This is a genomic window from Streptomyces sp. PTL18 (assembly GCF_059510295.1).
On the sequence record NZ_JCAJZO010000010.1, the window covers coordinates 35,745 to 58,103 of the forward strand.

Below are 22,359 nucleotides of genomic sequence, written 5' to 3' on the forward strand. Positions count from 1 at the left end.
CACCATCGCAGCGCGCACCGGCGCGGGTCCGGTCCAAAAACCTGCCGCACGCGCCGGGTGCCCGCCCCCGGAGGGTGACGGGCACCTGCGATCGGATCCGGCCAGGGCCGGCGACTGCCTCCGGATCAGCGCTGCCGGGTAGGCCGTGCCCTGCCTGCCGCGTACGTGACGCCTGCTCCTGCGAGGACGACAAGGGCCGCGCAGCCGGCGATCATCCCGACCGGCGCGCTCGCGCCGGTCTCGGCCAGCGGCGGGGTGCCGGCGCCGGGTGACGGCTGCGGAGTGGCGGGCGGTGTCGACTTCAGCGGCGGTACTTTCGCAGTGGTGGGCGGGGTGGTGGACGGCTTGGGGGACGCAGACGGGGTCACGCTGCCGGACGGGGGCACTTCGCCCGCGGGTTGCGTAGGCGTCGCGGGCGTGGACGGCACGGGCTTCGAGGGTGTGGGGGACGGCGACTCCGGCCGGCCGGGGGTGCAGGGTTTGTCGCCGCCGTTCCACGCCGCTATGAGGTGGTATGGCGTGACGACACCCCCCGGCTCGTAGGGCGCCGGGCCGTGCCCGTCACCCGTCTCGCCGTCGTAGCTGACGTCGTCGCCGTACAGGTCGATCTGTCCGTAGCAGGTGGGCGGTTGGACGGCGAGTCTCTGCCAGGTGCGGTGGGCGTCGTCCTTACCGGCGACGTCCGCCGCGGTGAGGTGGACGGTTGCCTTGTCGACCAGTGTCTGGTGTCCGGAGGTGGACCAGTTCGGCCCCTCGGTGGTGTACTCGGCGAGCGAGACGGGGTAGGTGCAGCCGTCCCCGATGGCCTGACCGGGGGCAAGCCGGACCTCGACGGCACCGGGCACCGTGTCCCACGAATGGAACCCGCCCTGCGACGTCCAGTCGGCACCGACGACGTTCCCGTCGGCGCCGACGACGCGGTACTGGACCGTGGCCGACCGGCAGCCGGCGTCCGTCCCGGCGTGGGCCACGCCGGCTCCGAGCACGGGGACCGCGGCTGCGAGGAATGCGGTTGCTGCCAGGGGCGTCAGGGATCTGATTCGTGATGAACGCGGCAAGGGGAGGCCTCTTCGTTTCGATGTGAACGGTGGGGGCGTACGAGTGGGCCGACGCAGTCGAAACGACAAGACATGCACGAGCGCGCCACTCGGGTGTACTCGGCTCGCTACCAGCGCGGCGAAGTGAGCTGCATTCTTGTCACCTTCCCCAACTCCCGTCAATTCTCCGCGCGTTGTCGGTGAATCGGGTTCGAACCTCCCTCCGGCCCCGACGAGGCACCCGCGTGCACCCACTCGGCCGTCGCCGGCTGCCGGCCCTGGCCCGGTCACGGCTTCGTCAGTCGCGGCGCAGCCAGACCGTGGTGTCGGCGGGCAGCAGCCCGTCCTCGTCGAGCGGGCTCGATGCGAGGAGGAGGCCGCAGGCGTCGGGGAGCGGGACCGATCGGCCGGAAAGATTGACCGCGCACAGCAGCCCGTCGCCGCGTTCGAAGAGGAGCGTGCCCCGCGGGCTGTCCAGCCAGCGGAACTCCTCGCCGCTCAGGCCCGGGTGGGTGCGGCGCAGGCTCAGGGCGGACCGGTAGAGCTGGAGCATGGAGGCGGGATCGGTCCGGTTGGCCTCGGCGGTGTACGCCTTCCAGTCCTCGGGCTGGGGGAGCCAGGGCGTGGAACCGGGCGGGCCGAAGCCGAAGGGCGGGGTGTCGCCGCTCCAGGGCAGGGGGACACGGCAGCCGTCGCGGCCCCGGACGGTGTGGCCCGAGCGTTCCCAGGTGGGGTCCTGCAGGACCTCTTCGGGGAGGTCCTCGACTTCGTAGAGCCCCAGTTCCTCGCCCTGGTAGAGGTACGCTCCGCCGGGGAGAGCGAGCATGAGCAGGGCTGCCGCGCGAGCACGGCGGGTGCCGAGGGGGAGGTCGGTGGGCTGGTACCGGCTGTGCAGGGGGGCGGTCACACCGGTGTACGCGCGGCCGTAGCGGGTGACGTGCCGGGTCTCGTCATGGTTGGACAGCACCCAGGTGGCGGGGGCGCCGACGGTGGCGAGATGGTTGGTGCTGCGGTCGATGACCTCACGCAACGCGTTCGCTTCCAGAGGGCACTTGAGGAAGTCGAAGTTGAAGGCCGTGTGGAGTTCGTCGGGGCGGAGGTAGTCGGCAAGACGGCCGGGGCGGACATGAGCCTCCGCCACGAAGATCTTGCGGTCGGGGTAGCTCTCGGCGATGCCGCGCCAGTTGCGGAAGATGTCGTGGACGCCGTCGCGGTCCCAGTGCGGGTGGTCCTGGCCCTCCTCGGCCAGGACGCGGAACTCCGGCAGGCCGAGGTCGGGCAGCGCGGGGTCCTTGACCATGCCGTGGGCGACGTCGATGCGGAAGCCGTCGACACCGAGGTCGAACCAGAAGCGCAGGATCGATTCGAACTCGGCGTGGACCTCCGGGTTCTCCCAGTTGAGGTCGGGCTGTTCGGGGGCGAACAGGTGCAGGTACCACTGGCCGTCCGGGGTGCGCGTCCATGCGGGGCCGCCGAAGGCCGCGTGCCAGTCGTTGGGGGGCAGGGAGCCGTTCTCGCCCCGACCGTCGCGGAAGACGTAGCGTTCCCGCTCGGGCGAGCCCGGCGCCGCGGCCAGTGCCTGCTGGAACCAGACATGCCGGTCCGAGGTGTGGTTGGGCACGATGTCCAGGATGACGCACAGGCCGAGGTCGTGGGCTTCGGCGATCAGCTGTCCGGCATCGTCGAGCGTGCCGAAGGCGGGGTGGATGTCGCGGTAGTCGGCCACGTCGTAGCCGCCGTCGGCCAGCGGCGACGGGTACCAGGGGTTGATCCAGATCGCGTCGACACCCAGATCGGACAGGTAGGGCAGGCGGGAGCGGAGGCCGGTGATGTCACCGACTCCGTCGCCGTCACCGTCGGCGAAGCTGCGGATGTAGACCTGGTAGATCACGGCGGAGCGCCACGACCGGTCGCTCGGGTTGCTCACGTTGTCGGGTTCCTGACTGTGCGGTGTACGTCGGAGGGTGGAGGACCGGGTCGGCTTCGCGTGTGGCTCCCGGGGCCCCCTGCGGTGCGGGAGGCGCGGCTCGTCTCAGCCCTTGACGGCTCCGCTGGTGAGGCCGCGGACGAAGTACCGCTGCAGGGTCAGGAAGACCAGGATCGGGACGAGCATGGAGAACAGTCCGCCGGCCGTCACGAGTTCCCAGCCCGTGCCCTGCTGTCCCAGCAGGCCGTTGGTCGCGATCGTGATCGGCTGTTTGTCGCCCGGCCCCACGAAGATCAGGGCGACCAGCAGGTCGTTCCAGACCCAGAGGAACTGGAAGATCGCGAAGGACGCCAGTGCGGGGGCGGACATCGGCAGGATGAGCCGGTAGAAGGTCTGGAAGTGGCTCGCGCCGTCGATCTTGGCGGACTCGACGACGTCCTTGGGCAGGGTCGCCATGTAGTTGCGCAGGATGTAGACGGCCAGCGACATGCCGAAGCCGATGTGGGCGAGCCAGGCGGCCGGGAAGGTGCCGTTGAGGTGGACGGAGGCGTAGAGCCTGATGACGGGGACGAAGGCGACGTAGTTGGGGACGACGAGCAGACTCACGATGACGATGAGGAGGACGTCGCGCCCCTTGAAGGTCATGAAGGTGAAGGCGTAGGCGGCGAACGCGGCGATGAGGATCGGCAGGAACACCGCCGGGAGCGTGATGGCCAGGCTGTTGAAGAAGGCAGACCCGAGGTCGCCCTGCTCGATGGCCTTGGCGTAGTTGCCGGTGGTCAGGTCGGCCAGCCCGCCGGGGTGGGCGAACAGGGTCCACCAGCCGCTGGAGTTCGCGGCGTCGACGGTGCGGAAGGACGTGACGACCACCCCGAGGGTGGGCACGATCCACAGGGCGCACACGAACAGCACGCTCAGCCTGACCGGGAGTGGGCTGCGCCTGCCGCTCCCGGCGGGGGACGCCTGGGCGCCTCGCCGGGACGGGCGGCCGCCTCGCGGGGCCGCCGGGGTGATCGTCGGGGTCGTCCGGGTGGTCCGGGTGGTCATGCCGACTCCTCCGCCCTGAAGTGGCGAATCTGGTAGATCATGAGCGGCACGATGGCGATGAGCAGCATGACGACGATCGCCGATGCGTAGCCGTAGTTGTAGTTGGTGTAGAGCTGGTTGAAGAACTCCAGGCCGACGACGTCGGTGTTGAAGGCCCCGTTGGTCATCACGTAGATCACGTCGAAGATCTTCATGACGGTGATGAGGATGGTGACGAAGACCGTGATGACCGTCCCGCGGATCTGCGGGAGGATGACCCGCCAGAAGATGCGCACCTCACCCGCGCCGTCCAGGCGGGCCGCCTCCAGCGTCTCCGCGGGGACGCCCTTGATGGCCGCGGACAGCAGCACCATGGAGAAGCCGGTCTGACCCCACAGCAGCATGACCATGAGCAGCAGGCTGTTGGCGTGCAGGGTGCTCTGCTGCAGCCAGGGAACCGGATCGCGGCCGAAGGCGGTGACGATGCCGTTGAGCAGGCCGGTCTGCGGCTGGCCCGCGGGCTGGGCGGCGTACATGAAGCGCCACACCGTGGCCGAGCCGACGGCGCTGATGGCCATGGGCATGAAGATGACGGTCTTGGCCGCCTTCTCGGCCCTGGGTGTCAGCCGGTCGGCGAGTGTGGCGACGAGCAGACCCACCACGATGCAGGCGGCGGGGACGACGGCGATCCACAGCAGTGTGTTGAACAGGGTCTGCCGGAAGGCCGGCATCCCGAGCAGCCTGCCGAAGTTGTCCAGGCCGACGAAGCGGGACCCGTCGCTGTTCTTCAAGCTGTTGATGACGGTGATGACGGTCGGGTACACCAGGTACACCCCGATCGCCGCGACCGCCGGCGCGACGTAGAAATAGGGCTTGATCCGGTTCTCCCAGCGGCCCGGCAGGGCCTCGGCGAGCTTGTTGAGGGCCCAGTAGACGGCCAGGGCGGCGGCGATGCCCGCCAGCACCGTGAGGATCGTCGAGAGCACTTGGCTGACCACGGCGGTCCCTTTCCTCGAACGTGGGTCGTTGTCGGGTCGGTTCGGGGACGCCGGGGCGGGCGGAACTGCCACTCGCCCGCCCCGGCGGCCCTTCCGTGGGGTGGTCAGCCGGCGGGCCAGCTGGCGTCTATGTTCTTCAGGGCGGTGTCCAGCGACTCCTGGCCGGAGATCCAGGCCGTCATGTCCTTCCAGAACGTTCCCGAACCGACCGCGGACGGCATCGCGTCGGACCCGTCGAAGGCGAAGCCGGTGGAGTCGTAGGCGACCTTGGCGATCGACTGCGTCGTCTTCAGGGGGTAGTTGCCGAGCGGGAAGTCCTTGTGCGGCGAGATGAAGGAGGAGCCGTTCTTCGCCGCGGTGGTGCCGAGGTCGGTGGCCGCCAGCAGCTTCATGACCTTGCGGGCGGACGGGCTGTCCTTGTAGATGGAGGCGGTGTCGCCGCCGCCCTCGACGGGGTTGTCGCCGCCCGCCGTGGCCGGGGGCAGGCCGAAGACGCCGACCTGCGAGTCCAGGTTCTGCTGGACGGACTTGGGGAAGAAGCCCGTGATGAAGCTGCCCTGCTGGTACAGGTAGCAGCCGGGCTTGCTGTTGAACATCGGGTTGCCGGCGGTGCCGAAGGCGTTGCTGGCGATCGACTTCCGGCCGCCGAGCACGTTGCCGTCGGTGAAGGCGATCTTCTGGAACTGGGCGGCGGCCCGGCGGACCAGCGGAGAGTCGAACTTGATCTTGTGTGAGATCCAGTCGTTGTACTTGTCGGTGCCGCCGTACTTGAGGACCAGGTTCTCGAACCAGTCGGTGGCGGGCCAGCCCGTCGCCGTACCGGACTCGACGCCCAGACACCAGGGCGTCTTCCCGCCGGCCTTGATCTTCTCGGTCAGGGCGTCGAGCTCGCCGAGCGTCCTGGGGACGGTGTAACCCGCCGCCTCGAAGGCCTTCTTCGGGTAGAAGACCAGACCCTTGACGTTCATGCTGACCATCAGGCCGTAGGTCTTGCCGTTCACCTTGGCCACGTCCAACGTGCCCGCCGTCATGCTCTTCCTGAGCGACGGGAGGTCGAGGACGTCGTCCAGCGGAGTGATCTTGCCCTTGGCCGCGAGGTCCTTGATGATGCCCGGCTGCGGCATCAGGGCGATGTCGGGCGCGTCGTCGGCCTGCACCTTCTGCACGATGATCTGGTTGAGGTTGTCGACCTTGCGCCACTGGACGGTGATCCCCTCCGCCTTGGCGCGGGGGTCGAGCCGGGCCTTGAGACCGTCGATGACCGGCTGGTCCATGCTCGTCCAGATCGTGATGGTCCTGGTGCCGCTCGCACCGCCGCCGGCGCCGGATGAGCAACCGGTGGCGAGCAGGGCGAGCGCACTGAGCGCGCTGACGCCGAGAACAAGCTTCCGCCTGGACATGCGTTCCTCCTTGGCCGGTGACCGGACGGCAGGGCAGCCGCCATCGCGCACCTGAGGTGACCTCGCCTGCCGGGGCGGGTCTTGCACCTGGCCACCGCGGCGGGTTACTAATTCGGGTTAGTGGCCCGAAAGCTAGCCGCCCCCCGTTTCTGGCGTCAAGAACTCGTTACAAGGGAGTTATCGGTGGATGTCCGCACGTATCGGCGGGGCCGGCCCGGCTCAGGCCCCGGCGGGCCCCGCGGCCGGGGCCGCTGTGGAGTCCCGCATCACGAGCGGGCAGTGCACGAGGGTGCGCCCGTTCCCCACCGCGGGCTCACCGGCGGCCAGCTGCTCCGCGGCCAGCCGGCCCATCACGTCGTACGGCAGCCGTACGGTGCTCAGCGCCGGACGGACCTCCGCCGCGAGCTGGAACTGGTCGTCGTATCCCATCACCGAGACGTCCTCGGGCACCCGGATCCCCGCCTCCAGCAGGGCCAGGATCGCGCCGACGGCCATCCGGTCGTTGCCGCACATGATCGCGGTGGGCCGGGGACCGCGCCGCAGCAGTTCCCGCGCCAGGTCGTAGCCGGAGTCGGCCTGGTAGTTGCCGGCCATCACGATGTGGTTCCGCGGGTCGAGTCCCGCCCCGCGCAGCGCCTCGCGGAAGCCGCGCAGCCTCGCCTTGGTGGCCCAGGCGCTGACCGCGCCGGTGAGGTAGGCGACGTCCCGGTGCCCGAGGTCGAGCAGCGCCTGGGTGGCCTCCCGGCCGCCGCGTACCTCGTCGGGCAGGATCGACGGAACGGGGTCGTCCGGGACGAAGCAGTTCAGCAGAATCGTGGGGACCCGCCGCGCGTCGTCCGGGAGCACCACCGACTTGGTGCCGACCGCGGCGAAGATCAGAGCGTCGACCTGCCGGTCGAGCAGGTCGGCGACCAGTTGTGCCGCCTGCCGGTTCGACGCACCGGAGTTGACCAGGAGCAGCAGATTGCCGTGGCGGAGGGACGCCTCGTGCGCTCCCTTGATCGCGGAGGCGGCGAACACCCCGAAGTCGACGTCGTGACTGACGAAACCGATGGTCGCACTGCGCCCCTGGCGCAGTCCCTGCGCGGCCCGGTTGGGACGGTAGTCGAGTTCGGCGACCGCCTGCAGGACCCGCTGCCTGGTCTCGTCACTGATCGTCTGCCCGGCCGTCCGGTTGAGGACGAACGAGACGGTCGCGGGCGACACGCCGGCCAGCCGCGCGACATCGGCGCGGCGGGGCCTTCTCGCCCTCGGTCGGTGATCTTCATGGGTTGACACGCGGCAAGAGTACGAGACGTCTCCGGCCCTGAGCACCAGTTCCCGCACCCGTCAGCGCCTGCAGCTTCGGGTGCGTTTCACACGTGATGAGAGGAATCTCCGACATGCCCGCATGGCTCCACTACGCACCCGCGAAGGGCTGGATGAACGACCCCAACGGGCTGGTCCACCGACAGGGGCGGCACCACCTCTTCTACCAGTACAACCCGGAGGGCACCGAGTTCACCAACCAGCACTGGGGTCATGCCAGTTCCCCGGACCTGCTCACCTGGACCGAGCACGAGGTGGCTCTCTTCCCCGGCCCGGCAGGAACCGCCCCGTACGACGCGACCGCCTGCTTCTCGGGCTGCGCGGTGGAACACGACGGCGGTGTGTCGATCGTCTACACCGGCGTGCTCGGCGAGGCACAGCTCCCCTGCCTCGCGCGCGCATCCGACGACGGACTCACGGGCTTCGTCAAGGACCCGGCCAACCCCCTCCTGTCCGCTCCGCCCGCCGCCGACATCACCGAGTTCCGTGATCACAGCGTGTGGCGCGAGGACGGCCGATGGCGTCAGCTCGTCGCGGGCGCGCGCCGCGAGCACGGCGGCTCGCTGTTCCTGCTGTCCTCGGCCGACCTGCGGGTGTGGGACTACGACGGCGTCTTCACGGACCGGGCGGAGTCGAAGGTGCCGGGCGCAGTGTGGGAGTGCCCGGACTACTTCGCCGCGCAGGACACGGGGGTACTGCTGGTCTCGGTCATCCACGAGGACGGTGAGGAGGGGCCTGCGGTGTGGTGGATGACCGGGACTGCGTCACAGGCCGGTTTCGAGGTGCGCGAAACCGGCGTCGCGGATGTCGGCGACCGTTTCTACGCCCCTCAGTCGTACTGGACCGCGGACGGCCGGCGGATCCAGTTCGGCTGGCTCCGCACCCACCAGGACCCGGCCGGCCGCAGCGGCCACGCGGTGGGCTTCATGAGCCTGCCGCGCGAACTCTCGGTGCGGCAGGGGCGCCTGCACTGTGAGCCGGCGGCCGAACTGACCGGGCTGCGGCGGGCTTCGGTCCCCGTGCCGGCGGCCGGTGCGGTCGACTTCGACGGGGGCAGGACCGCCGGGGAGCTGGTGCTCGACGCAGCGGCGGCGGACAGCGTGCGGACAGTCGCCCTCCGGTCCCTGGCCGGGACCGAGATGACCGTCGACCTGGCGGCGTTCGCCGGACTCGACGGGCCGCTGCGGCTGTTCTGGGACGCGGGCATCATCGAGGTCTTCCGCGACGGCGTGGCGGGTACATGGTCCGACCTGCGGGTCTGCGATGTCGCGACACTGCGGCTGGACGGCGGCACCGCTGCGGCAGGCGGACGCATCGAGGTCTGGGACCTCGCCCGACCGGAACGCTTCGCCGGCCCGGCGGCCGGCCCCGGCGCCGGATGAATGGGCTGCTCCGGCGGCCGACGGGGGCCTCCCTCGCCCACCAGCGCGACCAGCTGGTGATCAACGCCGCTGCCGGCCCGGCGGCATCGCGCGCTCGCCGGTGTCCCACCGACGTGTCCCGCGGCTCAGCCGGGCCGGCGTGCCGGGGTGCACATCCGTCGCGCCGTGCCGACCCGTCGACTCCGCGGCACCCACGGCGACGGCTCCGCCGCGCGTGGTGAACGGTGCCGCGGGCCCGTGGCAGGAGGTGGTCACGGGTGTGGGCAGCCGCTGCCCGACGCGGGCGGCCGGGCGGCGCCGGGCGGGGCCACCGAGGCGAAGGCCATGCGGAACAGGTCCCAGGCGGTCGCGTCACCGACCGGTGCGCCGCCGCCCTGTGCGCCTCGTGCGCGCCGGTGCGCCGGCTCCGTGAACGCGGTACCGGAGCGAGCCGGTTCGGAGCCGGCCGGGATCGTCTCCACGGGCCCCCCTCCCTTCCGTACGCGCCGTCCAGAGACCGAGGGCCCACACGGCGCGTGAGCGCGGTACCGCCCGGCAGGGCCGGGGCCGGGCCCCGGCCCGACCTCGCAGCCTGCCACCCCGGCATCCCGCACCCGCCCGCGCCCCGCGCCGACTCCCCCGCGACCACCCGAACGGCCCAACACCCCGCACGCCCGCGCCGTCCGGGATCGCCCCGGGTCCACCCCCGACACCCCGCACGCCCGAGCCGTCCGAGGTACCCCGGGTCCGCGCCCGCACGGTGCGCCGCCCCGCAGGGCGGTCGAGCCACCGGCCCGGCCCCGACCCGCTCGGTTCGCCCGGCCCCGACCCTGCTCAGTCGGCTCCCTTGTCCCCCTCACCCCTTCGAGCCCCTGCCGGAACGGCTTCCCGCGCACGGTCCAGTGCCTCCGCCGACGCCTGGCCGGCGGCGCGTACCCGGTTGCGGGCCGCGACGCCCAGCAGGGCACCACTCGTGGCGTAGGCGCAGGTCAGTACGGCCGACGCACGGGCGCCCGGCAGTACCGGCTCCAGGGCCCGCAGGGCCGTCTCGTGGGCCGACCACAGGGCCAGCAGTCCGCACACCCCGGCGGCGCCCAGCAGCGCGCCACCCGCTCCGATCCGGCGCAACGCCGCCCTGACCTCGCTCTGCACGGCGAGTATCTCGTGGCGGGCGAGCTGTGCGGTGTCCTGGGCCAGCCGGGCCGCCGCGTCGCCCACCCGGCTCCTGCTCTCCGCCGGGTCGTCGCCTTGCATCCGCATCGCTGCCGCCTCCGTCTCTTCCGCATCGGGTTCCCGCCGAGGCCGACGGCCGTCAGTCACCTCCCCGCAGTACCCGCTCAGGCCGCGCCGACACGACGGCTCCCCGCCCCCGTCGACGCGCCACTCACCCGTCCGCGCTCAATGCGCGCCCATCGCGACAAAAGGTGTGATTGTTGTAAACCACTGCAAGTACACACGGTCGGTCAGTGAGGAGTTACGGTGAGCGACCCCTTGGGTGAAACCGTGAGCGCGCATTCCGCGGTGGAAGAGGCGTGCGCCGTGGCCGACGCCGTCCTCTACGAGGGATACCTGCTCTACCCGTACCGGCGTTCGTCGGCCAAGAACCGGGTGCGCTGGCAGTTCGGCATCCTCGCTCCCCGCACCTGGGCCGAGGCCCACGGCCCGGTGACGCCGGGCGTCTCGGGCTCCGTGGAGTCCTGGCAGCAGCAGACCGAGTGCCTGCTGCGCGCACGGCCCGGCGCGGTGGTCCGCGTGCGCGTGCGCTATCTGCAGACGCAGCACAGAGGCGTCGAGCGGCGGGACGAGGACGGCCACTACACGCCCGTGGACTCCCTGGAAACCCCTGACACGGTCCATCTGTCCTTCGACGAGGCGGTGCCGCGCGAAACCGACCTCACCGTGCCGTTGGCCGAACTCCACCGCGGGGACGCGGAGTTCACCTTCGGCGCGCCCGGCGGCGAGGAGACCGAGCCGCTGCCCGCAGGCGTGGGGCGCCTGGTGCGCCGCCGCTCCCCCGTCGAGGCGCGCACCACGCTGCACCTCCAGCCCGTCCCCGGCGCCGGCTCCCTGCACCGCCTGCGCGTCCGCACCGAGAACACCGGCCGCGGGACGCCGCCCGACGCTCCCCGCGACGAGGCCCTGCGGCACTCGCTCATCGCGGCACACACCTTCGTCGGCGGCGAGGGGCTCGCCTTCTACTCCTCGATCGACCCTCCCGAGGAGGTCGCGCCCTACGTCAGGGAGTGCCGGAACCTGTACACCTTCCCGGTGCTCGCGGGCCCGGAGGGGTCCGACTCGCTCGTCCTGTCGTCGCCGATCATCCTGCCCGACCACCCTCAGGTGGCCCCGGAGAGCCCCGGCGACCTGCACGACGCCGCGGAGATCGACGAGATCCTGACCCTGCGGACGCTGCTGCTCACGGACGACGAGAAGCGCGAGGCACGCGCCACCGACCCGCGGGCCGCGCGGATCCTCGACCGGGTGGAGACCATGCCGCCGGAGGTGCTCGCCCGGCTGCACGGCGCCATCCGCTCCCTCGCCCCCTCTCCGGCCCCCTCCTCCGCCTCCTAGCCGACGGATCCGCCCACACCTGTTCCGCCGCCACCGTCCCCGACCAGGAAGGCCGTTATGGACGCCCTCGAGTTGCTGATGCACGACCACCGGATGGTGGAGCAGCTGTTCCGCGACTACCACGCCGCCGCCTCCGCCGCACAGCGCCGGGCCGTGGTGGAAACGCTGGTCCGCGAGCTGTCCAAGCACGCGGCACTGGAGGAGCTGATGGTCTACCCACTGGCCAAGAAGGTCCTGCCGGACGGGGAGCAGCGTGTCCGTGAACACCTGAGCGAGCACAAGGCGGTCAAGGAGACCCTCCTGGCCCTGGACAGGCAGTCCGGGGACGGCGAGCGCACGAACGAGCTCATGGACGAACTGCGCCGGGAGGTCGATGAGCACATCCGCGAGGAGGAGGGCGGGTTGCTGCCGTCGCTGCGCGACGCCGTCGACGAGGACGAGCTGGACCGGCTCGGCAAGGCCCTCGCCCGGGCCAAGCAGACCGCCCCGACCCGACCGCACCCCAACGCGCCCGACGAGCCTCCCGCCCTGGCGTTCGCCGGACCGGTGGCCGCGGCCTACGACCGACTCCGGGACCGACTGCAAGGGAGGCCGAGGACATGACCGTCGAAAGCGGAGCCACGGAGGTCAGCCAGGAGCCCTCGAGGGCTGAACAGAGGAACGGCTTCGACGAGATCCATATCCTGTGGATCTCCGAGGGCATGAGCTGCGACGGGGACACCGTCTCGATGACGGCGTCCGGCCAGCCGGCGATCGAGGACATCGTCGCCGGGCTGGTGCCGGGCCTGCCGAAGGTCAACCTGTACAACAAGGTGCTCTCCCCGAGCCTGGGCGGTGAGGACTTCCTCGCCCCCTTCCGCGCGGCTGCCCGCGGTGACCTCGCGCCGTTCATCCTGGTCATCGAGGGTTCTATCCCCAACCAGAACATCATCGAGGGCGACGGTTACTGGACGTCGTTCGGCAACGACCAGGACACCGGCGAACCGCTCACCCTCAACTGGTGGATCGACCAGCTCGCGCCCAAGGCCTGGGCGGTCGTCGCCGCCGGCACCTGTGCGACGTACGGCGGGATCCACGCGATGGCGGGCAACCCCACGGGCTGCATGGGCCTCGCCGACTACCTGGGCTGGGACTTCAAGTCGCAGGGCGCGCTTCCGGTCGTCAACGTGCCGGGCTGCCCCATCCAGCCGGAGAACTTCATGGAGACCCTGACCTGGGTGCTCTACCACGCGGCCGGGTCGGCGCCCCCGCCCCCGCTGGACCACATGCTGCGCCCGCAGTGGCTGTTCGGGAAGACCGTGCACGAGGGCTGCGACCGGGCCGCCTACTACGAGCAGGCCGACTTCGCCAAGGACTACAACTCGCCCAAGTGCCAGGTGAAGGTGGGCTGTTGGGGTCCGGTCGTCAACTGCAACGTGCCCAAGCGCGGCTGGATGGCCGGCATCGGCGGCTGCCCGAACGTCGGGGGCATCTGCATCGGCTGCACGATGCCCGGATTCCCGGACGCCTTCATGCCGTTCATGGACGAGCCGACGGGCGGCACGCTGTCGTCCGCCGTGATCAGGCCCTACGGGGCCGTCATCCGCAGGCTGCGCGGCATCACCAACATGGCCGTCAACCGTGAGCCCAAGTGGCGCCACAACAGGGACAGGCTGACGAGCGGCTACGACCCGTACTGGCGCCCCGACGGGCGCCGGCGACAGCGAGAGAGAGCGAGGTAGGCACGGACATGACGGCAACCGAGGCGCGGGCCGCGGCGCGAAAGCCCGCGCAGATCGTGGACATGTCCTGGGACCCGATCACCCGGATCATCGGCAATCTCGGCATCTACACGAAGATCGACTTCGCGAACCGTGAGGTGGTGGAGTGCCACAGCACGTCCTCGCTCTTCAGGGGCTACTCCGTCTTCATGAAGGGCAAGGACCCCCGTGACGCGGGCTTCATCACCTCGCGCATCTGCGGGATCTGCGGCGACAACCACACGACGTGTTCCAACTACGCCCAGCAGATGGCCTACGGCGTCAAGCCGCCGCGACTGGCGGAGACCATCGTCAACCTGGGCGAAGCGGCCGAGTACATGTTCGACCACACCATCTTTCAGGACAACCTGGTGTTCGTCGACTTCTGCGAGGCCATGGTCAAGGCCACCAATCCGAGTCTGCTGGCCCGGGCCGAGCGCACGGAGGCCCGCAACGGATACATCCACGGCTACCGGACCATCGCCGACATCATGCGCGCCTTCAACCCGTTCGAGGGCGAACTGTACAAGGAGGCGCTCAAGGTCAGCCGCATCACCCGGGAGATGTTCTGCCTGATGGAGGGGCGCCATGTGCACCCGTCCACGCTGTATCCGGGCGGGGTCGGCACCATGCCGGAGCCGACCACGTTCACCGACTACCTCTCACGGCTGCTGCGCGTCCTGGACTTCATCAAGCAGGCCGTGTCGATGAACGACGACGTCTTCGACTTCTTCTACGAGGCGCTGCCCGGTTACGAGGAGGTGGGCCGCCGCCGCATCCTGCTCGGCTGCTGGGGCGCCTGGCAGAACCCGGACGTGTGCGACTACCGCTACGAGACGATGAGCGACTGGGGCAAGGCGATGTTCGTCACCCCGGGCATCGTCGTGGACGGCAGTCTCGTCACCAACGACCTGGTCGACATCAACCTGGGCATGCGGATCCTGCTGGGCAGTTCCTACTACGAGGACTGGGTGAACGAGGACCCGTTCGTCACCAACGATCCGCTCGGCAACGCCGTCGACATGCGCCACCCGTGGAACCAGACCACGGTGCCGGTGCCGCAGAAGCGGAACTTCGAGGGCAACTACAGCTGGGTGATGAGTCCGCGCTGGTACGACAAGAACAGCGCCCAGCACCTGGCGCTGGACACCGGCGGCGGTCCGCTCGCCCGGCTGTGGTCGACGGCGCTCAACGGGCTGGTCGACACGCCGTACGTGAAGGCCACCGGTCACAGCGTGCGCATCTCGCTGCCCAAGAGCGAGAAGCTGCCGGAGATGACGTTCGAGTGGAAGATCCCCCAGTGGAGCAACACGATCGAACGCGACCGGGCCCGGCCGTACTTCGTCGCCTACTCCGCCGCCATGGCCTTCTTCTTCCTGGAGCGGGCGATGGACCAGGTCCGCAGCGGTGACACCAAGATCTTCGAGAACTACGAGGTGCCGGACGAGGCGATCGGCTGCGGGTTCCACGAGGCGGTGCGCGGTGTCCTCTCCCACCACCTGGTGATCAAGGACAAGAAGATCGCGAACTACCACCCGTACCCGCCGACCCCGTGGAACGCGAGCCCTCGGGACCACTACGGCACCCCCGGACCGTACGAGGACGCCGTGCAGGGCCAGCCGATCTTCGAGGAGAACGGTCCGGAGGACTTCAAGGGCGTCGACATCATGCGCACCGTCCGCAGCTTCGACCCCTGTCTGCCCTGCGGTGTCCATATGTACCTCGGCAAGGGCAACACGCTGACCAAGCTGCACTCACCCATGTTCGGAGCGGCTCATGGATGACTCCGCGCGGCTCGACGAGGCGGCGGTCGCGCAGCGGCTCGCGCGCCTCGACGGGCTGCTCGAACAGCTGGAAGGCGCTCCCGGTCCGATGACCGGGACGGCGATCGAGGCGGTGCGGACCCTCACCGAGCTCTACGGCGAAGCGCTGGCCCGTGTCCTGGACACCGCCGACCCGGCCCTGGCCGGCCGTATGGCCGCTGACGACCTCCTCGGCCACCTCCTGGTGCTGCACGACATCCACCCCGAGCCGCCCGAGGTCCGGGCCGCCCGCGCCGTCGAGGGACTGCGCCCGGCGGTGCGGGAGCGGGGTGGGGACGTGGAGCTGACGGGCGTGGAGGAGGGGGTCGCCCGGGTGCGGCTGGCCGCCAAGGGATGCGGGTCCTCCTCGGCCTCGCTGGAGGAGGCGGTCCGTGAGGCCGTGCTCGCCCTGGCTCCCGAGCTCTCCGGCGTCGAGCGGGCGCCCAGCGGCGACGCGAGACCCGCGGCCTTCGTGCCGGTCGACTCGCTCACCGTGCGCCCGGTGTCCGCCGGGGAGCGGTCGTGACCACCGGTGCGCTGGCCCGCGTCATCCGCTCGGCCGCAGGCCGACGTGCGGACGCGGAGCGGTGCGACCTGTGCGGCGCCGACGTCGAGCCCGGCCACCGGCATCTGTACGACACTGGGCAGGAGGAGGTGCTGTGCGCGTGCCGGCCCTGCTCCCTGCTCTTCGTGGACGAGGAGGCGAGCGAGGGACGGTACCGGCTGGTGCCCCGGCGCCGGGTGCGACTCCCCGAGGTGAGCACCCGCGCCCTCGGTGTTCCGGTGGGGCTGGCGTTCTTCGTCGGGCACACGGACGGCACCGTCAGCGCCCACTACCCGAGCCCCGCGGGCGCCACCCGCTGGGAGGCGGACGCGGAGGCCTGGAGTGACGTGGTCGCCCGGTGTCCCCCGCTGGCCGGTCTCGCACCGGAGGTGGAGGCGCTGCTGGTGAACACCGGACGCTCCTCGAAGCACTACTGGATCGTGCCCGTGGACGACTGCTTCCGCATGGTCGCGCTCGTCCGGCGGGAGTGGCGGGGCCTGTCCGGCGGCAGCCGGGTGTGGCCCGCCATCGAGCAGTTCTTCGCGGAGCTGACCGAACAACCTCGATGACCCGGAAAGGAGCTGACGATGGGCAGGATCCGAGTAGGCAGGCCGCAGGTCAGAACCTATACGCCCCGGCACGTCACCGGGCTGCACCAGGGGAACAAGGGCCCCTACCACCGGCAGCCCGGACACCACAGGGACGGCACCGCCGACGCGCGGCGCTCGACCGGGATCCACTGGAAGAAGCACGACGCGATCATGAAGATGATGCCGAGCCTCTCCCCCGGGTGAGGCCTTCAGGCCGCGCCCGCCCGGGCGCGGCCCGACACACGACGAGCGAGGAGTACGGATGATGACGGCCAGACAAGTGCTGATGGCGGAGGCGCTGATCGTGGGCGGAGTGGCGCTGACCCTGCTGGTGAGGGAGATGCCCGGAATCATGCGCGAGGTCAGGATCTGGCGGATGGTGGCCCTCCGGCACGGCTCCAGGCACCCCCGCTGAACCGTGGGCGTGCGGTGTGCCACCTGACGGCCGGAGTGCGGTCCGCTCCCCGGTGGTGGATCTGCCGGACGAGCAGCCCGCCGCGCACGCCGCAGCTGAGGTACGGCGTCGAGACGTGGGGCTGGGACGCGCGGGTGCCCCCGCAACGGGGCGGAGGGGCCCGGGTACGGGTCCCGGTCATCTCCGGGCGGAAGCGGAAGGTGGGGTGGGCGCCGGTCACGACGAGGACGAGCAGGCTGCAGAGGGCGATCTCGCCCGGCCGGGAACGACCGGTGGTCGGGAAGGCCTTGCGCGGGCCGGGGGCGGCGGCTGCATGCGCCGGTCCGGCACGGACGCCAGGCGCTCCCCGCAATGCCCCGCCTCACCGGACCGCTCTTCCTCTGACGCCGGCAGGCGCTCGTCCTCCCGGGCAGCCGTCCGCTTCGATCGGCACAGCGGTGCCCTGTCGTCGCGCCGGCGAAACGCCCGCTGCGCCGTCCGGGTGCCCGTGTCCGGTGTCCCCCGGTGGCCGGGCGCTCCTGGGGGGACCTGCGCCAATGGGTGGAACAGCGGTCCGGCGGGCCCATTCGCCCCGGTGGCGGTCATGGGGGCGGCGGGCAGGTCTCGTCACAGCACATGTGCGGGAGGACTCATGGCCCTGGTTTCGGAAATCGTACGGGAGCGCCTGCGCGCCTGGGGCGTCGTCCGGGTCTACGGCTATCCGGGGCAGGGGGCCGACCCGTTGCTCGAGGCCTTCCGCCGGGCGGGCCGGGAGCCGGAGTTCGTCCAGGCACGGCACGGCGAGACCGCCTCGTTCATGGCCTGCGGGCACGCGCGGTTCACGGAGACGGTCGGCTGCTGCCTCGCCCCGTCCGGGCCGGGGGCCGTACAGGTGCTCAACGGCCTGTACGACGCCCAGCTGGACCGGCAGCCCGTGGTGGCCCTGCTCGGCGACGAGCCGCGGACCGGCGCGCGGGCCCGCCGGCCGCAGGCGGTGCACCTGGACCGGCTGTGCGCTGACGTGTCGGAGTTCTGCGAGGTCGTCACCTCCCCGGACCAGGCCGGGGACACCCTGGACCGGGCCTTCGGGACGGCGTCGGCCCGGCGCGGCGTGGCCGTGGTGATCCTGCCGGCCGACGTCCTGGAACAGCAGGCCCCGTCAGCGGCCCGGACGGCGGCTCCCACGGACGTCCTCGCACTCGGGCGGAGCCGGCCGCACCTGATGCCGGACGAGGGGGAGCTGCGCCGTGCGGCCGGCATCCTCGACGAGGGCCGGAAGGTGGCCGTGGTCATCGGGCGGGGTGCGGCGCACGCGGGGGCGGAGATCGAGCGGGCGGCCGAGCTGCTCGGTGCCGGGGTGGCGAAGGCGCTGCTGGCACTGGACGTCCTCCCCGACGGCCTGGGGTTCGTGACCGGTCCGGCGGGCCGGGTCGCCAGCCCCGCCAGCGAGAGGCTGGTGCGTGCCTGCGACACCCTGCTGCTGGTCGGGGCGGGGCCCCGTGAGGCCTGGCTGCCGCCCGGTCGGTGGCAGGTGCGGAGCGTCGAGATCAACCCGGAGGCGGGCGTGACCGCTCCGTGCCGCCCCGGGGACGTGCGTCTGGTCGGCGATCCGAAGGCCACGCTCGAGGCGCTGGTGCCCCTGCTGCGCCACAAGGAGAGCCGCGCCTGGCGCCGCAGCGTCGAGAAGAGCGTGCGCAGCTGGCGCAAGGAGCGGCGTGCCGAGGCGCGGCAGCACTTCGGACACCTCATCAACCCGGCCGCCGTCGCCGCCGAGCTCTCCGACCGGCTCCCCGACCGGGCGCTGCTCACGGCGGACGCGGGCGCCGGCACCGTGTGGTGGGCGCGCCATCTCCACCTGCGCGCCGGGATGCGCGCCGCGCTCTCGGGGCACCACGCGGCCATGGGCACCGCCGTCCCGTACGCCCTGGCGGCCCGCTTCGCGCACCCGGACCGGCCGGTCATCGCCTTCTTGGGCGACGGCGCCTTCCAGATGAGCGGGATGGCCGAGATGATCACCGTCAAGGACCATCTGGACCGCCTGTCCGGCCCTCCGCTGGTGTTCTGCGTGTTCAACAACCGCGACCTCAACCTGGCCACCTGGGACCGGCGTGCGGCCACCGGGAATCCCCGGCTGAGCGGCACCTCCTCGATCCCTGACGTGCCCTATGCCGCCTACGCCCGGTTGCTCGGCCTGGAGGGCGTCCACTGCTACCGCCCGAGGGACATCGGCAGCGCCTGGGACGCCGCTCTCGCCGCGCGGCGGCCCGTGGTGCTGGAGTTCGTGGTGGACGCGGAGACCGAGCCGCCGCGGCCCACCGGCCCGGCGGAGGAGGACGCACACCGACGGATCCGTGGGCTCCTGCGGGGACGGCGGTCATGAGCGGGCGGCCCCGGGGTCACAGTGCCGTGGCCCTTGTGACGCCGGGTCCCCGGCTGCGTCCCGTCCGGTGCGCTCGTCTGTGTCACGAGGACTGTTTCGGCGGCCGGACCCAGCCCAGGGACCGCTCGACGGCCCGCTGCCAGTTCTCGTACTCCCACTCCCGCCGCTCGGGGTCCATGTCGGGCAGCCACTGGGCGGCCCGGTGCCAGTTGCGGCGCAGCACCTCCAGATCGGGCCAGTAACCGGAGGCCAGTCCCGCGGCGTAGGCAGCGCCGAGGGAGACCGTTTCGGCGACCATGGGCCGCACCACGGGCACGTCGAGCACATCGGCCAGGAACTGCATGAGCAGGTTGTCCGAGGTCATGCCGCCGTCCACCTTGAGCTGCTTGAGGGCGAGCCCGGAGTCCGCGTTCATCGCGTCCACCACCTCCCGCGTCTGCCAGCCGGTGGCCTCCAGGACGGCCCGGGCCAGGTGGCCCTTGGTGATGTAGGAGGTGAGGCCGACGATGACGCCGCGTGCGTCGCTGCGCCAGTGCGGCGCGAACAGGCCGGAGAACGCGGGGACGATGTAGCAGCCGCCGTTGTCCTCGACGCTGCGGGCCAGGGTCTCGATCTCGGGTGCGCTGTTGATCAGGCCGAGCCGGTCGCGGAACCACTGGACCAGGGAGCCGGTGACGGCGATCGGGCCCTCCAGGGCGTAGACCGTGGGATGGGGCGCGATCCGGTACGCGACGGTGGTGAGCAGCCCGTTCCGGGACCGCACGAGCTCGGTGCCGGTGTTCATCAGCAGGAAGCTGCCGGTGCCGTACGTGCACTTCGCCTCACCGGGTGAGAAGCAGGTCTGCCCGAACAGGGCCGCCTGCTGGTCGCCGAGGGCGGCCGTGATGCGCACGCCCGGCAGCACCGAGCGGGCCTCGGCGTAGATCTCGGCGGAGGAGCGGATCTCCGGCAGCATCGGGCGGGGCACCCCGAAGAACTCCATCAGTTCCCGGTCCCAGGTCAGCGTACGGATGTTGATCAGCATGGTGCGGCTGGCGTTGGTGACGTCGGTGATGTGCAGACCGCCGTGGGTACCGCCGGTGAGGTTCCAGATCAGCCAGCTCTCGATGGTGCCGAACAGCACCTCGCCGGCCTCGGCGCGCTGGTCCAGGCCCTCGACGTTGTCGAAGAGCCAGCGGATCCGGGGTGCGGAGAAGTAGGTCGAGGGAGGAAGGCCGCAGCGGTCGAGGAAGAACTCGTCCCCGGGCCGCTCCATGAGGTCGTCGACCATCGGGCCGGTACGGGTGTCCTGCCAGACGATCGCCCGGCCCAGCGGGGCCCCGGTGCCCGGATCCCACAGCACGGTGGTCTCGCGCTGGTTGGCGATACCGATGGCGGCGACCTGTCCGGGGTCGACGCCCGCGTTGGACAGCGCCTCGGGCACCACGCGCTGCAGGTTGCGCCAGATCTCCACGGCGTCGTGCTCCACCCAGCCGGGCCGGGGGAAGTACTGCTGGTGCTCCCGCTGGGCGACCGACACCAGCCGCCCGCGGTGGTCGAACAGGATGCACCGCGTGGAGGTGGTGCCCTGATCGATGGACACCACATACCGTTCAACCATGATCGGGCCTGCCTTCCCATGCGTCGCCGGGGTGCCCGTACCTACCAGCGGGCCGCGCCCAGATCTCTGGAGATCGCCCGCGCGGCCTCCCGGAGCAAGGTGATCAGTGCCGGCAGCGGCCGGCCTTTGGTGTCGCAGATGCGCTCGACGGGGCCGGACAGGCCGATCGCGCCCACCACCAGCCCCCCGTGCCCCCGGATCGGCGCGGCGATCCCGCCCTCGCCCACGCTCATCTCCTGCACCTCGGCGCCCCAGCCGAGCTCCCGGATGTCGCCGAGCGCCCGGGTGAGGTCCTCCGGGAGGACCAGGGTGTGCCGCGTGTACGCCTCCAGTTCGGCCTCCAGCAGGGGCTCGACGGATGCGGCGCCGAAGGCCAGCAGGACCTTGCCGAGCGAGGAGGCGTGCAGCGGCAGCAGCGCGCCCACGTCCAGGGTCTGGAGGGTGTCGTCCGGGCGGAAGACGTGGTGGACCACGAGCACCTTGCCCTCCAGGGGGGTGCCCAGGCGGACCGCCTCCCCGCTTCTGGCGGCCAGGGCGTCGGCCCAGTTGATGGCGCGCGAGCGCAGCTCGTTCACATCGAGGTAGCTGGTGCCGAGGTGCAGCAGGGCCGCCCCGAGCTGGTACTTTCCCGTCGCCGCGTCCTGCTCCACGAAGTCGACGTGCTGCAGGGTCCGCAGGATGCCGTGGGCGGTGCCCTTGGCCAGGCCCAGCGAGGACGCCACCTCGCCGAGTCCGAGCCGACGGGGGCCGGCGGCGAGCAGGCGCAAGATCGCCGCCGCCCTCTCTATGGACTGGACCGGGCCTGCCATGAATCGATCATAGTCCGATTCGTCCCGATTAAGGACTCGTGTTCGGTAATACCGACCACAGTTCATTGACCCGCAACATTTCCGTCCTTAGCGTTCCATCACGCCCCGCTCCAGCCGGTGGCGCTGCCAGAGGAGGAGCCATGATCACAGCGCAGCTCGGCGCCGCGCCGCGCGTGGACGTGGAACACGTCTTTCCACTGCCGCGCGCGCCCAGGGCCGTCTCATCGGTGCGCCGACGCGTCCAGGCGCTCCTCACCCGCTGGAACCTGTCCGCGGACGCCGCTGACGACGTACTTCTGGTGACCTCGGAGCTGCTCACCAACGCGCTGGTGCACGCCCTGCCCCCGGCCACCCTCAGAGTGTCGCGGATCCTGGTGGACGGACGCGGCGCCGTACGGGTGGACGTGACCGACACGGGGCCCGCGGGTCCGCCCTGCGAGGCCGACCCGGACGAGCACGGCCGGGGTATCGACATCGTCACCACGCTGTCGGCGCGGTGCGGGGTGCGGACGCACCCCGGCGGTACCAGCCGCTGGGCGGACGTGCTCGTCGGGTGAGAGCGCGCGGTCACAGCCGGGGAAAGGTCCTCAGGGCCCGGGCCAGGCCCGCGGCGTCGGTACCGATCCTGCGGTAGGCGCAGGAGGGCGACTGCCTCACGCCCTGCTCGGTCAGGTGCAGCTCCCCGGCCACGACCGGAGCCGGGTGGCCCAGGGCGGTCAGTCGGTCCGGCGGGGGCGCGTTCCTGAGCGGTGGGGGTGCCGGACTGCGCGGAGCGCAGGGGTGGCGAGGGCGCCCGCTGCACCGACCGGCGATTCCTCGTTCTCCGGATTCGCCGTTCTCCGGATTCGCCGCCGGCTTAACCCGGCGGCCGGG

General features: G+C 71.3%; 22 protein-coding genes. 11 read left to right on the forward strand and 11 right to left on the reverse strand.

The features are described 5' to 3' along the window. Positions 1–125: 125 nt before the first annotated feature. The 6 genes from AC5WS8_RS20220 to AC5WS8_RS20245 all read right to left on the reverse strand — a co-directional run bounded on the left by AC5WS8_RS20220 (position 126) and on the right by AC5WS8_RS20245 (position 7,666). Positions 126–971, reverse strand: a complete 846-nt coding sequence (locus AC5WS8_RS20220; protein ID WP_496104826.1) for a hypothetical protein — start codon at positions 969–971, stop codon at positions 126–128. Positions 972–1,335: 364 nt separating this feature from the next. Then, positions 1,336–2,964, reverse strand: coding sequence for a glycoside hydrolase family 13 protein (locus tag AC5WS8_RS20225; protein WP_496104827.1), 1,629 nt, complete (start codon positions 2,962–2,964; stop codon positions 1,336–1,338). Between the two features lie 105 nt (positions 2,965–3,069). Further along, positions 3,070–4,011, reverse strand: a complete 942-nt coding sequence (locus AC5WS8_RS20230) for a carbohydrate ABC transporter permease (RefSeq protein WP_496104828.1) — start codon at positions 4,009–4,011, stop codon at positions 3,070–3,072. Then, on the reverse strand, positions 4,008–4,988 hold the full coding sequence (locus AC5WS8_RS20235; RefSeq protein ID WP_496104829.1) for a carbohydrate ABC transporter permease: 981 nt from the start codon (positions 4,986–4,988) through the stop codon (positions 4,008–4,010). Before AC5WS8_RS20235 ends, AC5WS8_RS20230 begins: the two co-directional genes overlap by 4 nt. Positions 4,989–5,092: 104 nt before the next feature. After that, a complete protein-coding gene (locus AC5WS8_RS20240; protein WP_496104830.1) occupies positions 5,093–6,388 on the reverse strand; it encodes an ABC transporter substrate-binding protein in 1,296 nt (431 codons plus the stop codon). Positions 6,389–6,607: 219 nt separating this feature from the next. Then, positions 6,608–7,666 (reverse strand): LacI family DNA-binding transcriptional regulator, encoded by a 1,059-nt coding sequence (locus AC5WS8_RS20245; RefSeq protein ID WP_496104831.1) that lies wholly within the window; start codon positions 7,664–7,666, stop codon positions 6,608–6,610. A gap of 104 nt (positions 7,667–7,770) precedes the next feature. On the opposite strand from AC5WS8_RS20245, the gene AC5WS8_RS20250 reads away from it, so the two are divergent. Next, positions 7,771–9,078, forward strand: a complete 1,308-nt coding sequence (locus AC5WS8_RS20250) for a glycoside hydrolase family 32 protein (protein ID WP_496104832.1) — start codon at positions 7,771–7,773, stop codon at positions 9,076–9,078. A 251-nt stretch (positions 9,079–9,329) separates the two neighbouring features. On the opposite strand, the gene AC5WS8_RS20255 is transcribed toward AC5WS8_RS20250, so the two are convergent. Together AC5WS8_RS20255 and AC5WS8_RS20260 are read right to left on the reverse strand one after the other, a co-directional pair. Beyond that, positions 9,330–9,539 (reverse strand): hypothetical protein, encoded by a 210-nt coding sequence (locus tag AC5WS8_RS20255; RefSeq protein ID WP_496104833.1) that lies wholly within the window; start codon positions 9,537–9,539, stop codon positions 9,330–9,332. A gap of 352 nt (positions 9,540–9,891) precedes the next feature. Next, a complete protein-coding gene (locus tag AC5WS8_RS20260; RefSeq protein ID WP_496104834.1) occupies positions 9,892–10,317 on the reverse strand; it encodes a phage holin family protein in 426 nt (141 codons plus the stop codon). A gap of 243 nt (positions 10,318–10,560) precedes the next feature. Here AC5WS8_RS20260 and AC5WS8_RS20265 point away from each other — a divergent pair, with 243 nt between their 5' ends. From AC5WS8_RS20265 to AC5WS8_RS20305, 9 genes are all read left to right on the forward strand, one after another. Further along, positions 10,561–11,628 carry a hypothetical protein gene (locus AC5WS8_RS20265; protein WP_496104835.1) on the forward strand — a complete coding sequence of 356 codons (1,068 nt, stop codon included), beginning with the start codon at positions 10,561–10,563 and terminating at the stop codon, positions 11,626–11,628. Positions 11,629–11,685: 57 nt separating this feature from the next. After that, complete coding sequence (locus AC5WS8_RS20270) at positions 11,686–12,231, forward strand: hemerythrin domain-containing protein (protein ID WP_496104836.1); 546 nt, start codon at positions 11,686–11,688, stop codon at positions 12,229–12,231. Next, positions 12,228–13,349 carry an NADH-quinone oxidoreductase subunit B family protein gene (locus AC5WS8_RS20275; protein WP_496104837.1) on the forward strand — a complete coding sequence of 374 codons (1,122 nt, stop codon included), beginning with the start codon at positions 12,228–12,230 and terminating at the stop codon, positions 13,347–13,349. The genes AC5WS8_RS20270 and AC5WS8_RS20275 overlap by 4 nt, the downstream gene beginning before the upstream one ends. An 8-nt stretch (positions 13,350–13,357) precedes the next feature. Further along, positions 13,358–15,151 (forward strand): nickel-dependent hydrogenase large subunit, encoded by a 1,794-nt coding sequence (locus AC5WS8_RS20280; protein WP_496104838.1) that lies wholly within the window; start codon positions 13,358–13,360, stop codon positions 15,149–15,151. Further along, complete coding sequence (locus AC5WS8_RS20285; RefSeq protein ID WP_496104839.1) at positions 15,144–15,695, forward strand: NifU family protein; 552 nt, start codon at positions 15,144–15,146, stop codon at positions 15,693–15,695. Before AC5WS8_RS20280 ends, AC5WS8_RS20285 begins: the two co-directional genes overlap by 8 nt. Further along, positions 15,692–16,282, forward strand: coding sequence for a DUF5947 family protein (locus tag AC5WS8_RS20290; RefSeq protein ID WP_496104840.1), 591 nt, complete (start codon positions 15,692–15,694; stop codon positions 16,280–16,282). The genes AC5WS8_RS20285 and AC5WS8_RS20290 overlap by 4 nt, the downstream gene beginning before the upstream one ends. An 18-nt stretch (positions 16,283–16,300) precedes the next feature. Then, complete coding sequence (locus AC5WS8_RS20295; RefSeq protein WP_496104841.1) at positions 16,301–16,507, forward strand: hypothetical protein; 207 nt, start codon at positions 16,301–16,303, stop codon at positions 16,505–16,507. Positions 16,508–16,568: 61 nt separating this feature from the next. Further along, positions 16,569–16,718, forward strand: coding sequence for a hypothetical protein (locus AC5WS8_RS20300; protein WP_496104842.1), 150 nt, complete (start codon positions 16,569–16,571; stop codon positions 16,716–16,718). Between the two features lie 631 nt (positions 16,719–17,349). Further along, positions 17,350–19,077 (forward strand): thiamine pyrophosphate-dependent enzyme, encoded by a 1,728-nt coding sequence (locus AC5WS8_RS20305; RefSeq protein WP_496104843.1) that lies wholly within the window; start codon positions 17,350–17,352, stop codon positions 19,075–19,077. 82 nt (positions 19,078–19,159) lie between these two features. Here AC5WS8_RS20305 and glpK read toward each other — a convergent pair whose 3' ends face one another. Both glpK and AC5WS8_RS20315 read right to left on the reverse strand, forming a co-directional pair. Continuing rightward, positions 19,160–20,677, reverse strand: a complete 1,518-nt coding sequence (gene glpK, locus AC5WS8_RS20310) for a glycerol kinase GlpK (protein WP_496104844.1) — start codon at positions 20,675–20,677, stop codon at positions 19,160–19,162. A 41-nt stretch (positions 20,678–20,718) separates the two neighbouring features. Next, a complete protein-coding gene (locus AC5WS8_RS20315) occupies positions 20,719–21,486 on the reverse strand; it encodes an IclR family transcriptional regulator (protein ID WP_496104845.1) in 768 nt (255 codons plus the stop codon). Positions 21,487–21,626: 140 nt separating this feature from the next. On the opposite strand from AC5WS8_RS20315, the gene AC5WS8_RS20320 reads away from it, so the two are divergent. Next, positions 21,627–22,043, forward strand: coding sequence for an ATP-binding protein (locus AC5WS8_RS20320; RefSeq protein WP_496104846.1), 417 nt, complete (start codon positions 21,627–21,629; stop codon positions 22,041–22,043). 10 nt (positions 22,044–22,053) lie between these two features. On the opposite strand, the gene AC5WS8_RS20325 is transcribed toward AC5WS8_RS20320, so the two are convergent. Beyond that, positions 22,054–22,176 (reverse strand): hypothetical protein, encoded by a 123-nt coding sequence (locus AC5WS8_RS20325; RefSeq protein ID WP_496104847.1) that lies wholly within the window; start codon positions 22,174–22,176, stop codon positions 22,054–22,056. Between the last annotated feature and the right edge of the window lie 183 nt (positions 22,177–22,359).